The organism is Pseudoalteromonas sp. BMB (genome assembly GCF_001709235.1).
Classification (GTDB): Bacteria; Pseudomonadota; Gammaproteobacteria; order Enterobacterales; family Alteromonadaceae; genus Pseudoalteromonas; species Pseudoalteromonas maricaloris.
On record NZ_MBQA01000127.1, the window covers coordinates 42,224 to 55,905 of the forward strand.

Annotated in this window: 13 protein-coding genes; 7 read left to right on the forward strand and 6 right to left on the reverse strand. The window is 41.9% G+C overall.

Annotated features, from left to right (window positions below):
• The first annotated feature begins 3 nt into the window (after positions 1 to 3).
• The 3 genes from BB427_RS08845 to corA all read left to right on the forward strand — a co-directional run bounded on the left by BB427_RS08845 (position 4) and on the right by corA (position 2,157).
• A complete protein-coding gene (locus tag BB427_RS08845) occupies positions 4 to 627 on the forward strand; it encodes a TetR/AcrR family transcriptional regulator (RefSeq protein ID WP_029215706.1) in 624 nt (207 codons plus the stop codon).
• On the forward strand, positions 624 to 1,115 hold the full coding sequence (locus BB427_RS08850; protein WP_069020388.1) for a GNAT family N-acetyltransferase: 492 nt from the start codon (positions 624 to 626) through the stop codon (positions 1,113 to 1,115). The genes BB427_RS08845 and BB427_RS08850 overlap by 4 nt, the downstream gene beginning before the upstream one ends.
• An 85-nt stretch (positions 1,116 to 1,200) precedes the next feature.
• On the forward strand, positions 1,201 to 2,157 hold the full coding sequence (gene corA, locus BB427_RS08855) for a magnesium/cobalt transporter CorA (RefSeq protein ID WP_069020390.1): 957 nt from the start codon (positions 1,201 to 1,203) through the stop codon (positions 2,155 to 2,157).
• A 12-nt stretch (positions 2,158 to 2,169) separates the two neighbouring features.
• Here the strand turns inward: corA and BB427_RS08860 are convergent, their stop codons facing one another.
• Both BB427_RS08860 and BB427_RS08865 read right to left on the reverse strand, forming a co-directional pair.
• Positions 2,170 to 2,622, reverse strand: coding sequence for a GNAT family N-acetyltransferase (locus BB427_RS08860; RefSeq protein ID WP_069020395.1), 453 nt, complete (start codon positions 2,620 to 2,622; stop codon positions 2,170 to 2,172).
• A gap of 96 nt (positions 2,623 to 2,718) precedes the next feature.
• Complete coding sequence (locus BB427_RS08865) at positions 2,719 to 4,071, reverse strand: hypothetical protein (RefSeq protein ID WP_069020397.1); 1,353 nt, start codon at positions 4,069 to 4,071, stop codon at positions 2,719 to 2,721.
• A gap of 218 nt (positions 4,072 to 4,289) precedes the next feature.
• Between BB427_RS08865 and BB427_RS08870 the strand changes: the two genes are divergently transcribed.
• Positions 4,290 to 4,895, forward strand: a complete 606-nt coding sequence (locus BB427_RS08870; protein ID WP_069020399.1) for a LysE family translocator — start codon at positions 4,290 to 4,292, stop codon at positions 4,893 to 4,895.
• Positions 4,896 to 4,940: 45 nt separating this feature from the next.
• Here the strand turns inward: BB427_RS08870 and BB427_RS08875 are convergent, their stop codons facing one another.
• On the reverse strand, positions 4,941 to 5,099 hold the full coding sequence (locus BB427_RS08875; protein WP_010369885.1) for a YqaE/Pmp3 family membrane protein: 159 nt from the start codon (positions 5,097 to 5,099) through the stop codon (positions 4,941 to 4,943).
• Between the two features lie 388 nt (positions 5,100 to 5,487).
• Between BB427_RS08875 and BB427_RS08880 the strand changes: the two genes are divergently transcribed.
• Positions 5,488 to 5,844 carry an MgtC/SapB family protein gene (locus tag BB427_RS08880; RefSeq protein WP_254663611.1) on the forward strand — a complete coding sequence of 119 codons (357 nt, stop codon included), beginning with the start codon at positions 5,488 to 5,490 and terminating at the stop codon, positions 5,842 to 5,844.
• Positions 5,845 to 6,235: 391 nt separating this feature from the next.
• Here BB427_RS08880 and BB427_RS08890 read toward each other — a convergent pair whose 3' ends face one another.
• Together BB427_RS08890 and BB427_RS08895 are read right to left on the reverse strand one after the other, a co-directional pair.
• Positions 6,236 to 7,942, reverse strand: a complete 1,707-nt coding sequence (locus BB427_RS08890; protein WP_069020401.1) for an alkaline phosphatase D family protein — start codon at positions 7,940 to 7,942, stop codon at positions 6,236 to 6,238.
• A 168-nt stretch (positions 7,943 to 8,110) separates the two neighbouring features.
• A complete protein-coding gene (locus BB427_RS08895; protein WP_069020403.1) occupies positions 8,111 to 9,013 on the reverse strand; it encodes a LysR substrate-binding domain-containing protein in 903 nt (300 codons plus the stop codon).
• A gap of 507 nt (positions 9,014 to 9,520) precedes the next feature.
• On the opposite strand from BB427_RS08895, the gene BB427_RS08900 reads away from it, so the two are divergent.
• Together BB427_RS08900 and BB427_RS08905 are read left to right on the forward strand one after the other, a co-directional pair.
• Positions 9,521 to 12,109: a M1 family metallopeptidase gene (locus BB427_RS08900; RefSeq protein WP_069020405.1), complete on the forward strand. Its 2,589-nt coding sequence runs from the start codon at positions 9,521 to 9,523 to the stop codon at positions 12,107 to 12,109.
• Positions 12,110 to 12,172: 63 nt separating this feature from the next.
• Positions 12,173 to 12,919 carry an alpha/beta hydrolase gene (locus BB427_RS08905; protein ID WP_069020406.1) on the forward strand — a complete coding sequence of 249 codons (747 nt, stop codon included), beginning with the start codon at positions 12,173 to 12,175 and terminating at the stop codon, positions 12,917 to 12,919.
• 73 nt (positions 12,920 to 12,992) lie between these two features.
• Here the strand turns inward: BB427_RS08905 and BB427_RS08910 are convergent, their stop codons facing one another.
• Complete coding sequence (locus BB427_RS08910) at positions 12,993 to 13,475, reverse strand: DoxX family protein (protein ID WP_010369905.1); 483 nt, start codon at positions 13,473 to 13,475, stop codon at positions 12,993 to 12,995.
• Positions 13,476 to 13,682 lie beyond the last annotated feature (207 nt).

Below are 13,682 nucleotides of genomic sequence, written 5' to 3' on the forward strand. Positions count from 1 at the left end.
GTGATGAATAAAGGCGAGAGAACGAGACAAACCATTTTAGAGCAAGGTATGCGCTTTAGTAGCCAATATGGCTTGATAGAAGTCACGATTGGTTCCATGGCAAAGCTTTGTGGCTTGTCTCGCAGCGGGCTTATCTCGCATTTTGACAGTAAAGAAGATATGCAGTTGGCGATCCTCGATTACTGTGAAGATCAATTTATGCTGCATGTCGTCGCACCGGCACGGCACCAAGATCCCCTTGTACAACTCAAAATGCTCTTTTCTATTTGGGCAGACTGGACTCGTGAACTATTTAATGAGCCACATTCAACTTGTCCGTTTATCAAAGCGTTGGTTGAGTTTAATTGCCATACAGACAGCCCGATTCATACCAAAGTTACCGAGCAACATAACCGATTATTTAGCTATATTAAGCATAAAATCGTGCAAGGGATAGAAAGCGGTATTTTTCATCCTGAGCTTGATGCACAGTGCGCGGCGTACGAGCTATACAATTTGTATCTAGGCCATGCGATAGCGAAAAATACGGTACTAACAGAACATGCCAGCGAGTTGTTTAAACGTAATATTGAGCACTTACTTGAAAGTTATCAAGCTGATCCAAAAACACGGAGCGTATCTGCATGATTGAAATAATCTCTACCCCAAACCCTGATATTGTTGAGCAGCTTACTGAGCTATACATCGCGACTTTTTCAGCGCCACCACGCAATGAAGAAATAGATCAAGCAGCCATTCGCTTGCTTATGGAAAAGGAAATCGAAGAAGGCGAAGTACGCGTTATTTTTGATGACTCAACACAGCAACTTATAGGCAGTTTGTCGCTAGTGCCAATCGCCCATTTTAAAGATAAGGCGCGCTTTGATCTTACATCAGGCCTATATATTTCGAACTTTATGGTTGATGTGAATATTCGCGGTAAAGGAATTGGCAAGCAATTACTACAAGACACCTTAGCCACTACTCGCCAACCTATCCACACTCGTTGTCGAGTAGATGCCTTAGCAGTGAATCATTTATTTCAGCGCCATGGCTTTAAATTGATTGCTAATTACACAACAATCATGAATAACTCGGTTGCGGCGCGTAATATCTACACCTATCAAGCTGAATAATCTGCGGATAATCCTTGGATTGTCATTGTTGATTAATACATTCACTCTTATACTTTGCCAAAGAGTCGTCGTGTAGAGTAATGAGATGCTGAGGTTTTTTTCGATTGAACACGGTGTAATTTCTGAAATGGAACCAAGCACCGACACCCCGATTGAAATAGCAATCAAAAACGCCCATTGGATAGATACTATTAATCCCACTGAGGAGGAGCGAGTTGCACTAGCAAACACGCTAAATATTACCCTTCCTGGTGCGGATGACGTAGAGGAAATTGAAGCCTCTTCGCGCTGTTTTATCGACAGCGAAGGTCTGCATGTACACGCTTTGTTTATGTCTCCCAATGACGGGCGTTTTAATACGGTGACCGTGGCCTGCTTATTACAAAAAAACTGCTTATTAACCATTCGTGATGACGAACTTGCGGATTTTAGGTTGCTGCGACTGCGTGCGCGTAAAGGGCAAGTGGCGTGCGATAACCCAAAACAGCTGTTAGTGACTTTGTTCGACCAAAAAGTCGAAAACCACGCGGATATGCTTGAGGATATGCACCACCAGCTTGAAAAGCTCAGTGCCTATGTGCTTGAGGAAGAAGACTCAGATCTTGAAGAAGCCGTTAGTCGTATTTCAAGGCTAGAAGATGCCAACGGTAAAGTGCGCTTATGTTTGATGGATACGCAGCGCAATATCTCGTTTTTAATGCGTCATGTGGGGGTGCAATCTGAGGAGCGAGAAACGCTACGGGAAGTCACACGAGATATCGAAACGCTAATGTCGCACTGCGCCTTTCTCTTCGATAAAGTGAATTTTTTGATGGACTCTACGCAGGGTTTTATCAATATCGAACAAAACCAAATTATTAAAACCTTCTCCATTGCCTCTGTCGTATTTTTGCCACCCACAGTGGTTGCCAGTGTGTATGGAATGAATTTTAATAATATACCAGAGCTAAACTGGGCATGGGGCTATCCTTTTGCCATTGCTATTATGCTGCTCTCTGGTTTTGCGCCTTATTTATTCTTTAAACACAAAGGTTGGCTGTGATCTTTGGTTAATCTAGAGGTGTAGCTTCATTTCCAGCAGGCAAGGTGTAAATCCCGCTTTTTCATAAGCGCGAATTGCTGCGGCGTTACTACAGTATACATCAAGGTAAAAGTCGTTGACGTTTTGGGTTTTACACCAAGCGATTAAGTGCTCCATGATCTCTTGATTTAAACCTTTACCACGATGCTCTGGTGTTACATACATAAAACCAAGATAACCATGCTGCGTGTGCTGTAAATGCTGTTTAGACGCCCTTATCTGCACATATCCTGTTGCCACTATTTGCTCTAACACTTCACCAACAACCACTAACGTATTCGAACAAGTGAGTAATTTTTCAAGATCATAGTATTTGGCGTCTTGCGATTTGATTGCTGCGTTATACGGACGCTCTGCTTCAACCACTTGCTGTTCTAAGTCTAGAAGAGTGGTTAAGTCGTTGATGGTGGCTGGTCTAATTCTCATATTTTTTCCTTAAAAAAAGCCACCTTAGCTTAACTAAGGTGGCAAAGCCACTATCTACAGTGTTAAAAATTGTCAGGGACTACATGAGGTTAAGTATTAATGGTCGTGAGATTCCTCTGCAGTAATACCAAGCCATACTAGTTTTTCTGGTACGTAATCTAGCTCAAATGTGTCTACCAGTTTGGCTTCTTCTAAATCAAACTTTTTAATTTGTTTTGCGATTGGGTCGCTCACATATACCGCTTGCTCTGAATGAGAAAATGTAATTTGGAAGCCGTGACCTTCTGGCATCGTAGTTAAATCAGCATCACTTACTTGTACTTCACCTGCAGCTTCAAAATGGTGTTCACCATCATGCTCATGACCGGCAAAAATGCTGAGTTTACCTGCGGTATCCATCACCACAACATGCTCACCCGCAAAGCTAAATCCAAAACTAGCAATGCGATAGTTATCACTTACTTGCCATTCAAGCTTCTCGATATGGCCGTGCTCTGGGTCAACTATCAGCACATCATTACCTGCTGATGCGATAAATTGCTCTGCATCATGGTGGCCTTTGAGGGTGCCAATTCGCTGTCCTTCAGCAAAGTAATCTGGATTAGCTAGTTTTACTGCGCTAAAGCTTTCACCTTGTTGAGTAATTAGCGCAACACCGTCACCACAACCAAATGCCACTGCTTCTTCATTTTGTGCGCTGCCGTGAAGTGCTGGACAACTTACGTTAAATACTTGCTCTTGATGAAAATGGTCACCATGCGCATGATATAAACCAATTTGCGAAGGGAGAGAGGTTTCGGTTTGAGGGTCTCTGATCGTGCTAATTAGAAATTCGCCTCGAGCTTGCGCCGCACCGTGCATGTAAGTGTCGTAATGTAATGCAGCGACTTCGCTTTGCTCGCCGCTAATATGCGCTTCACTAAACATTGCAGCACTGGCATTTTGTTGGCTGTCTTTGTCACCATCAGAGAACACAGCAATACCAGACTCACCGACAGTCACGTGTGTTGGCTTCACGGATTCTAAATGGAACGAAGCAAGTGCAGGCGCTTCTTCATGAGTATGGTGATGGTCGCCATGCTCCTCTTCATATAAACCGCCATCAATAAATTCCACTAAACCTTGGTCACGTTGTACCAAGACAGCAAAGCGGTGATTTTCAGAACTATATACATATTTTGGATAGTGGGTAACGCCAATCGAGTCGATAAGTGATTTATCCGCCGTTGAGTACACATTCACAACGTTACTTTCAGCGCTAGTAACTAACAGACGACCATTTGCGTCTGCGATCGTATCTCCATGATCGTGATCATCATGACCATCGTCATCGTTGCCATTATCTTGGGCTGGCGGGTCTACTTTTACGATTGTGTGTTCAGTACCACCACATGCAGAAAGAAGAATTGCAGAAATGGCAACAGCCAAAAGTTTACCTTTTAATACCATGAGAGAGATCCTATTTTTATTTATGTTATACCATAACTTTAAATATGTTATCTTATAACAAAACCAAAAACAACACCTCGACTAATCACCTATTGACTATTTTACACACAAACCCAATAGTGAAGTATGAAATCCAATTGGCATTACCAGACAAAAGACACTCTCAAGATAACAAATGCCTTGATGTAACACCCAGACTATTTAAAAAGGACTACTTAATGGACTATTTGGTTGCTATCACTTTATTTGCTATTGCGTCTTCCGTAACGCCAGGGCCAAACAATATTATGGTGATGACATCTGGTGTTAATTTTGGCTTAAAGAGGAGCATTCCGCTATTAAGCGGTATGTGTGTGGGCTTTTCGATTATGCTTTTGCTGGTCGGCTTAGGTTTTGCGCAGCTTTTTGAGCTATTTCCTAGTTTGCACTTTATTTTAAAGTGCATTGGCGTCATTTATCTTCTATATCTTGCTTACCTTGTCGCGATGTCTTCACCCACAACTGATGCAGACTCAAGCCCTCAACCTTTTTCGTTTTTAAAAGGCGCACTATTTCAGTGGGTAAACGCAAAAGCATGGATTGTAGCAATAGGTGCTATTTCAACTTATACCTCCACTGGCGCAGATTTTATGAGTCAAAACTTGATGATCACCATTGTCTTTCTGCTGGTGTCATTTCCTTGTGTTGGGATCTGGTTGGTGTTTGGTTCATCGCTGAAACATGTATTAAAAAATGAGCAAAGTCGTAGATGGTTTAATTTTGTGATGGCTGCATTACTGGTGCTTTCAGTAATGCCAATTGTGCTGGAGATCTTTGCAGGATAATCCCCTGCAAAGATTACCGTGTTATTGTTACTTGTTGTCCGCTTTTTACCGACGGGCAATCACCCACACTGCATGCACAATTCCTGGTATATAACCCAACAATGTAAGCAAAATATTTAACCAAAAAGCCCCACCAAGACCGACTTGTAAGAATACACCAAGTGGTGGAAGCAGAATTGCAATGATGATCCTCAATAAATCCATTGTTCTCTCCTAAAAGTTATAGACGCTTTCATTCTGCATGGGTTATGCCAATTCAAAGGAATGCCTTTTGCATTAACCCAATAACAGTATAGGAGATAAAAAATGCCAGATTGGATTAATCTTGATTTAGCACTCATTTGGTATCACTTTTACCAAATTATTTTTGCGTTTTTAGTTAACCTGAGCTTGGGATAAGAAGTTGATTAACTTATTAAAAGCAATAAGTTCAAAAAATATCTTCCCACTCTAGCTTGGTGTTTTTTCTTAATCCAAGGCAAATTTGTGCGTCAATAGTCAGCCTATTGCAAACAAATTTAACGCAGTAGTAAGGAAAAACAACTGCTAGAGAACAAGTTGTTATTCCGAGACCAGGTTACCCACTCTACCTTTGGCTATTAATAGAGAAAGTAGTTCCGATAGCGCGGGGCTTAGAACATTCCCATTAGTCGCTATTTCCTGTTGTGCTTTTATTTTAACAAGTATGGACGTCTTTGAATCACATGAAGCGCAAGCGAGAGTAATGTACGGTGTCATTACTGGAATTGGCTTTATTGGTGGTGGCTCTATTGTGAAAAATGATAATTCCACACATGGCACAGCAACCGCTGCAGGTATTTGGTTAACCGAGGCAATAGGGATCTCAAGCGCATACCAACGATATGAAATCGCAATTGTATTAAGCGCGGTTGGGTTTTTGGTGTTTCGCTTACTAGAGCCTTATAAAAAGCCTTCTAGTTCTCAATAAACTTACGTTGAACCTTTCGGTCTTTTGTTCGAGACTTGGCGCTTGAGCTCTAACTTTTCACCAAAGAAGTACTCGTAAACTAAAATAGCGATAAAATAAAAGAACCCAAAAACGCTGATGTCAATAAGCAATTTACCGAAGTCAAAGGGATCTTCGAATAAAAAATATTCAAAATCAGTAAGATAAAAAACTAATTTAGTCAAAAAAAGTGCGGGTAAAAGTGAAATAACAAATTTCAAATTAATGTCCTTTTAATTTGCCTGAGGTACTATCCGAAGTGCAGTTTACCTGCTTTCTTCCTAGATTGCACGCAATATACATTTTATTTCGATAGTTTACAAAGAGTTACTATCTTATTAGCTGAGCACTAAGCTCAGCTAATAACGAAACATCAAAACTTGATAATAGTTGAAACCGCTTCCTCGTTTGCCGTTTCAATAGACATTTTCAGTTCACGATTTTGCCAATCTATATCTATCAAGCCGTAGTTACTTCCCGATTTATTAATCAAATGGCGGTTAGATGTTGTTAACTTTGCGATGTCTTTGCTTATTGCGCCAACTCGTCCGGTTGGAATACTGGCACCTGCTGGCGCACAGTTGCCCCACTCACCTTCGATGCCTTTTTGGTTATCATCGACTTGGGTATAACACCAAGGCTTATCGTTGTCTCGCGTGATACAACCTTGGTAGGTTACACCTGCATATTTGAACGGTAACTGACATGCTTTGGCAAAATTGCCATCCCCTTTGTCATCTGCGTAAATCGGTAACCTTAATGGGTTTTCGATATGATAAGGCCAGTTTTGACCAAACCCTGATGCGGTCACTTCGTAGACGTTAACTGCTTGACCATATGTGCTGCTTGCGGGAATAGTCTTTTGCAAAAGCTCTCCCCAATGCTGATCGCCAGACAAAAACACAACGGCCTTAGTCTTACCTTCGTTCACTGATTTCTGTACCAACCTAAGCAAACGCTCTCTTTGCGCTGGCATTTCAGCCCAAGACTCATAGCTAGTACCAGACATATTTGTTTCTTCTAATGACGCGATGGCAGCATTAAATGTTTTGCCGTCTCCATAAGCACAGTAGTTAGTTTTACTTCTGCCTTGATGCAGCGGAGGCAGTACTTGAATGCCGCTTGCAATGAGCTTGATTTCTGATGGTTTTTGTAACTCTTGCTCAAGCCATTGCCACTGCGCCTCTCCCAATATGGTGCTACTTTCCCCTTCACACGTTCCGTAACTTGAAAAGGTTGGAGAGCGGAAGTAACGGGCATCCAATGTGATCACATGTGTGGTTTCGCCCGAGCCACCCAGCATTTTGGCTTCGTAAATACCAGCTTGACCGTTTAGTCTTGGGTCAGCCTTATCAACATCAAAGTGGCGTAAGTATTCTTTCTGTGCGTTTACTCTCTGTGGATAATGTTTGCCTTCATTGTTCCAACCAAAATCGTGGTCATCCCAAGTCGCCATCACTGGGATCTTAGCCTCTAAAAACTTGCGATATTCACTATTGTTCTTTTTATCATCGTACTTCTGGCGCATCACTGCCATATCGGTGGTATCTGCGTAGATATTGTCCCCTAACCAAAGAAATAGGTCCGGTTGTTGACCAATTAGTTTAGCGAGCGCTTCGGGCATATCTCCTTTGGTTTTGAAACATGAGCCAAGTGCAACTCTATCTAATCGCTTGCTTTGTAGGGGTTGAGTGTGAGCTAAAAGCGCTGGCGGCGCTTCTGGTTGGCATTCTTCCCAGCCGCCTTCTTCAACATAGCACCAAGGTGCGGTGTGATTTCGGGTTGTACAGCCATAAAATTTTTCACCCTGATACTCCGATGGCGTTTTACACGCTTTTCCGGTTACTGTTTTGAATTCTGGGATGGTTTCAGTTCTGACATGACCCCATGTTGCGCCTTCAATGGTTTGTTTTAAATAGCACCACTGCGAACCTGAATTATTTTTATCCGTCGTCCCTTGATACTGTGCGGCTAGATAGTTAAAAGTGGATTTACAAGACTCGTAGTGAACTTCAGGTTCTGCATTGGCGACGCTGCTCATGAGCATCAACACGACTGGCGTGAGAGTATAAGTTTTCATCGTTTCCTCGGTATTTGAATGTTGGCATCCTTGCTTGTTTTCCTTGCGGGAACGGAGTCTAATTCGGCAATGTTAAATTTTAGTTTAATATTTATTTCAAGTTCACATTTACTTCCGCATTCATGAAATAATACGAAAGAAGCTCAATTAATTAGCCATAACTAGACCTTATGGCAAGTGGTTAATAAGCCAATCAATAAATACTTGGATCCGAGCTCTTTTTGGTGAATAGGGATCGAATAACACATAGCGTTGCCATACCACAGGGTGAGGGATATCAAAAAGCTGCACAATAAGTCCAGCTTGTTGAAAGTCTAAAAATAGCTCTTTGGAGACGATTGCAACACCTTGGCCTTTAAGCGCCGCACTCAATGCCATGTCATTAGAAGAGACTCGAGTGTGTGGGCCTTTGGCACAAATACTTAAACCGCATATCCCCTGAGACTCAAACCACTGCTCCCAGCTTACTTTGTCATCGTCGTGGTGAATAAGGTTGCATCTTGCTAAATCACTCGGAGACTTAATTTGCAGCGCTTCTTTGTAGTTTGGTGAACAAACAGGATAGTTGCTATCTTCCCCCAGATATAACTGCTCAAGTCCGGCGGGACACGCTAACTCTTTCTTAGTAGAAAACCGGATCGCGATATCAATATGATTTAAACGAATATCTTCAAAGCGATTAGAGCCAAGCACACGAATTTGGATGTCGTCATGAGCTTCGTAAAACGAGCTTAGGTTAGGCATTAGCCATAAAGAGCAAAAAGACTGGGTTGACGTTATGGTCAAGCTACCAGCCAATTCTTGCGTTTGAATTTGATTTAATCCCCCAATAATGCGCTTAAACGCACTTTGAGTAGACATTAACAACACTTCGCCGGCTTCAGTTAAGTGCATATTTCTGCCCTTTCTTACAAAAAGCTTAACTGCAAGTGCATTTTCCAGTTGCCGCATTTGTTGACTCACTGCCGCTTGCGTAATGTTCAATTCGAGCGCAGCTTGAGTGTAACTTTGGAGCCGAGCTGCACTCTCAAAACAGCGTAGTGCACTTAAGTGCCTTAATCTCTTATCCATAAGTTCAACTTATATTAATTGTAATTAACTATCGTTGGTATCCTGCCATATTTTGACCCAAGATACAGTCATAAATTACTTAACCTGAACTCAGGTTACTCACTACGACGACAGGAGCAACAATGAATTATTGCAAACCAAAGCCAAAGTCACGGTTATTACACTGGTTAAATATAATCGGAGCCTATCTGAAGTTAGAACACACAGTGAAACATAAGTAGTTTCAATATGTGGGAACATTCCTTATCCAAACCTCAGGTTAATTAAGTACGGTGGAGCCTGTTACAATTTTTGTTACACAAAAAGTCGACTAGCCCGCCGCTACAATTTATTGATATTACTTAACATTTTAAATGTTGAACGGATAGTAAGCCTTTATCCACACTCTTTTTGCAACAAGTTTTGTTAAAGTAAATGGAACATCGCGCTCATTATGTGTTGTTCACACCTAGTGACAACATACAGCACATTGATTACAACAACAACAAATATGGATAAAGGATTTTTATGCTATCTAAATCTCTGATATGCAGTGCTATTTTACTAGCTACTAGCGCTTCTGTTGATGCCCAATCTAATGCTGAACTTCATCGTTTAGCCACCGTAGCTAAACCGATAGAACAAGCAGTCACATTTAACTTAGATCCGTCTAAGGAGCGTTTTTCAGGACACACGACTATAAAACTTGAGGTGCTCAAAGCCACTCAGTTTATTGAGCTCAACGGATTAGACTATGCAATCAACACTGCTGAGTTAGTCGGAAAAGCGTCGTGTGAGCTCAGAGATAAAATGCTCGAAACCGGTAAAGTGAGATTGAGTTGCGAAAAAACACTGCAACCGGGTCGCTACACGCTTACTATTGACTATACCGCCCCTTACAATCGCAATAGCGTCGGTCTCTATAAAACCATAGACAATGGCGTGCCTTACTTATTTACTCAGTTTCAGATGAGTGATGCAAGAAGAGCAATACCAACGTTTGATGAACCTGAGTATAAAATTCCATTTCAACTCACTATTACCGCCCCTGACGATCAAAAAGTATTCGCCAACACACCTGTTTTAGAGACCAAAAAGTCAAATGGCATGACCACCCACTACTTCGACAAGACACCGCCCCTTCCTTCTTATTTAGTTGCCTTGTCTGTTGGTCCATTCGAAGTACTTGATGTTAAAGGGATGTCGGTTCCAGGTAACATTATTACCCCACAGAAGAAATCAAATCTTGCCGCTTATTCCATCGAAAACACGCCAAAGATACTCAAAGCACTTGAAGACTATTTTGACTTACCCTATGTCTATAAAAAACTAGACCAAGTCGCAGTCCCTGAATTTCCGTTTGGAGCAATGGAGAATGCAGGCCTTGTGACTTACCGAGAAGATATATTACTTATCGATCCAGCAACGTCGACAAGACAAGCGCAAACTTCGCATGTGAACGTTATTGCTCATGAGCTCGCACACCAATGGTATGGTAATCTAGTTACGATGAAATGGTGGAATGATCTGTGGTTAAACGAAGCATTTGCCACTTGGATGGCTGCAAAGATCACATTACAGTTGTTTCCTGAGCTAGAGACAAATTTATCCTTATCTCAACACAGTGCCATGCCCTATGATGCTCAAGCAACTACCTCACCGATCCGCAAACCGGTTATTACAGAGTCTGATGTAACAGACGGCTTGGGACTTGCGTACAGCAAAGGTAGCGCGGTACTTTACATGGTTGAGCAGTGGCTTGGGGAAGCCGTATTCAAGCAAGGCATGCGCAATTATATCCGTAAATTTGCTTATAAAAATGCAGAAGCCAAAGATCTTTGGAATGAGCTGGGTAAAGTGTCTAATAAAGATGTTGCGACAGTGCTAAACTCATTTGTATCACAAGCTTCATTTCCACTTTTGACAATTAAGTTAGATGGTCAGAATGCCACCTTATCCCAACAACGTTTTGTAATAAAAGGGCAAGAAGCGGCAGCACAAACTTGGCATATCCCCATAACATTGCGCTATGGTAAAGGTGACAAAACGGCCACTAAGACAATACTTCTAGACTCCAAGACACAACAGATTAAATTAGACTTTGAGCCTGAGTGGATCTTACCAAACGACAATGCGACAGGTTATTACCGCTGGGATCTTTCTGAATCTCAACTCGCAAGCCTAATATCACATGCCCCAAACAAGCTAAACGAGCGGGAGAGGTTAGACTTACTAAGCAATGTTGACGCGCTGATGGAGTCTGGAAAAATAAATGCCAATGCGTTGATGTTAACACTCAGTGAGTTTATTAATGACACTCATCCCAAAGTAGCAAAGGCTGCTCTTACTCAATTACTATCACAACATAAACAGTATGAAGACGATTCAAATAAGTTACTTTGGAAGAAACTTTATACCACTTATGTTGAGCCTGCGTTTTCTCGATATGGACTTGAGGCAAAGGCAAATGAACCAGCTGCCACATCGGAAATACGTGCAGCATTGGTTAGAGCACTGGCTTTCGAAACCAAGCATCAAACCATTATTACACATGCCAAAAAACAAGCGAGTTTATATTTAACGTCACCTGATAAGGTTGACCCCTACTTGGCGAGAAGTTTCCTGCAAATAGCCGCTTACTACGGTGATGCTGAGCTGTTGAAGTCGTACAAAAAGGTATTTGAAACTACTAATAACCCAACTCAACGTACTAATCTATTGCTTGCCATGGGGTATTTTGGTCCTCAAGAATTGCAACAACAAGTACTAGATTATGCCCTAAGCGAGCATGTAACAGCCTCAGACTTTAATTACATATTAAGCGGGAATGGTAAAGGCGATGAGCGAAAAGCGCTTTATCAAAAGTGGTTTTATCAGCACTTTGAGCGCTTAAAGGAACGTTTCCCTCCTTTTGCCAAGCCACAGCTACCTTTTTACCTATTTTCGTACTGTGACGCAGATGCGCTAAAACAGGCGCAGCAGTTTTTTGGACCAATGCAAAACGAGATAGAAGGCTTAAGTAAATCACTCAAACAACTGGAATTGGCAACAAATACCTGCATTATGCAAAAGCAAAGAGAGCTAGCATCAGTTAACCAATTTTTGAATAACTTGTAAAAGACTCCAACCAGGTGTGGCGCTTTTGGCTTTTGCTGAGCGCCACTATTTTTTAGGATAAATATGTTACGTTCATTTTTATTATTGCTATGTCTGCCATTCACCTTGGCCGCTGAAACCGTGATTGATCCAGCTCGTGATAGAGCAATTCCTGTAGAAATTCATCAACCATCCAATACCGATAACTGCTCAACTACAGCGCTTTGTCCCGTTGCACTGCTAAGCGCCGGCTATGGTGTCTCACATACCGAATATCAATTCTTGGTCAAGATGCTAAACCAAGCAGGATATTTGGTTATTACTGTAGGCCATGAGCTTGCAACTGACCCTCCTCTTTCCGTCGAAGGGAACTTATACGAAACACGCGCAGAAAACTGGCAGCGTGGCGCTGATACGCTAGTGTTTATTCATGATTACTTTAAGCCAAAGTTCACCACCTTTGATTTTGAGCATATCCTTTTAATTGGCCATTCTAATGGCGGTGACATTTCAGCATGGTTAATCAATCACGGCGCTAAGTTTGCAAACCATATCATTACGCTAGACCATCGCAGAGTGCCATTACCGAGAAGCCTTGATGTAAAGGTATTGTCGATACGAGCAAGTGACTTTCCAGCAGACAAAGGAGTGTTGCCAAATATTGCTGAAAAGCAAAAATATCAGGATTGTGTTGTCACGATAGCGAATGCAAAACACAACGACATGACTGACTTAGGTCCGAGCTGGCTAACAGACAAAATAGCACAAATTTTGGCGGCTCATATAGCTGGTAAACCTTGCCTAGAGAATGAGAAAGTAAAAGGCCAATAGTCGCAAAACGCAGAGAGAGAAGTGAGGAAATCTCACTCCTCTTTCTGTTTATATGTTCTATTTGAACTGAGCTTTATTTAATTTCAGCCACAGGCATTGATAGCGGTTTTACACACATAAAATATGCCCAAGCAATCAATATGATTTGCAGTGGTGCTCTAATTAGCAAATAAACTGGTCCCCACTGATGTCCTCCCAAGCCAACGCTGTTGAGCGCGGCATACACATTTGCGGGAAAAAACAGGATAAAAATGGCAATAGCCGCTTTTGCTGTAGGCAATTGATATTTAGGTATAAATAATAAAATCGCTACGACGAGTTCGATGACACCAGTGAAGTACACCAGAGGAAGTCTATACGGCACCCAACTAGGCAGCATTTCTACCATTCCCTGTGCTTTTACGATATGGCCAATAAAAAAGAACATAAATGCGATACCGAGGCCCCAACAGGCAAGCGTTGTTGTCTCTACCTGTACGCCTCTTACCTTTGAATAGATAATACCGAGTAATAACGGGCTGCAAAGTAACAGTATAATAATGATTGGTGTCACCATGGTTTATGCCTCATCCCTAAACATTGTTAGCGGCTAAAAAGCCACCGAATTAGTTCAATCATGTCACGTGACGTTCCTAAAAACAATAAAGTTAGCAACCGTATGTGCTAGGGCCTGTTGACCTTTGCTGTTTGATTTTTGTTCTTCTGAGTGTGTTTTGGTCGCGACGCTCGACTTGCCGCCTAGTAATCTAGGCAAAAGTTGAGC

Excerpts from the sequence above, each read along its gene's own strand:
- BB427_RS08900 (WP_069020405.1), top strand. The coding sequence starts at position 9,521 with ATGCTATCTAAATCTCTGATATGCAGTGCTATTTTACTAGCTACTAGC.
- BB427_RS08910 (WP_010369905.1), bottom strand. The coding sequence starts at position 13,475 with ATGGTGACACCAATCATTATTATACTGTTACTTTGCAGCCCGTTATTA.
- BB427_RS08870 (WP_069020399.1), top strand. The coding sequence starts at position 4,290 with ATGGACTATTTGGTTGCTATCACTTTATTTGCTATTGCGTCTTCCGTA.
- BB427_RS08905 (WP_069020406.1), top strand. The coding sequence starts at position 12,173 with ATGTTACGTTCATTTTTATTATTGCTATGTCTGCCATTCACCTTGGCC.
- BB427_RS08890 (WP_069020401.1), bottom strand. The coding sequence starts at position 7,942 with ATGAAAACTTATACTCTCACGCCAGTCGTGTTGATGCTCATGAGCAGC.
- BB427_RS08865 (WP_069020397.1), bottom strand. The coding sequence starts at position 4,071 with ATGGTATTAAAAGGTAAACTTTTGGCTGTTGCCATTTCTGCAATTCTT.
- BB427_RS08875 (WP_010369885.1), bottom strand. The coding sequence starts at position 5,099 with ATGGATTTATTGAGGATCATCATTGCAATTCTGCTTCCACCACTTGGT.
- corA (WP_069020390.1), top strand. The coding sequence starts at position 1,201 with ATGCTGAGGTTTTTTTCGATTGAACACGGTGTAATTTCTGAAATGGAA.
- BB427_RS08895 (WP_069020403.1), bottom strand. The coding sequence starts at position 9,013 with ATGGATAAGAGATTAAGGCACTTAAGTGCACTACGCTGTTTTGAGAGT.
- BB427_RS08860 (WP_069020395.1), bottom strand. The coding sequence starts at position 2,622 with ATGAGAATTAGACCAGCCACCATCAACGACTTAACCACTCTTCTAGAC.
- BB427_RS08850 (WP_069020388.1), top strand. The coding sequence starts at position 624 with ATGATTGAAATAATCTCTACCCCAAACCCTGATATTGTTGAGCAGCTT.
- BB427_RS08845 (WP_029215706.1), top strand. The coding sequence starts at position 4 with ATGAATAAAGGCGAGAGAACGAGACAAACCATTTTAGAGCAAGGTATG.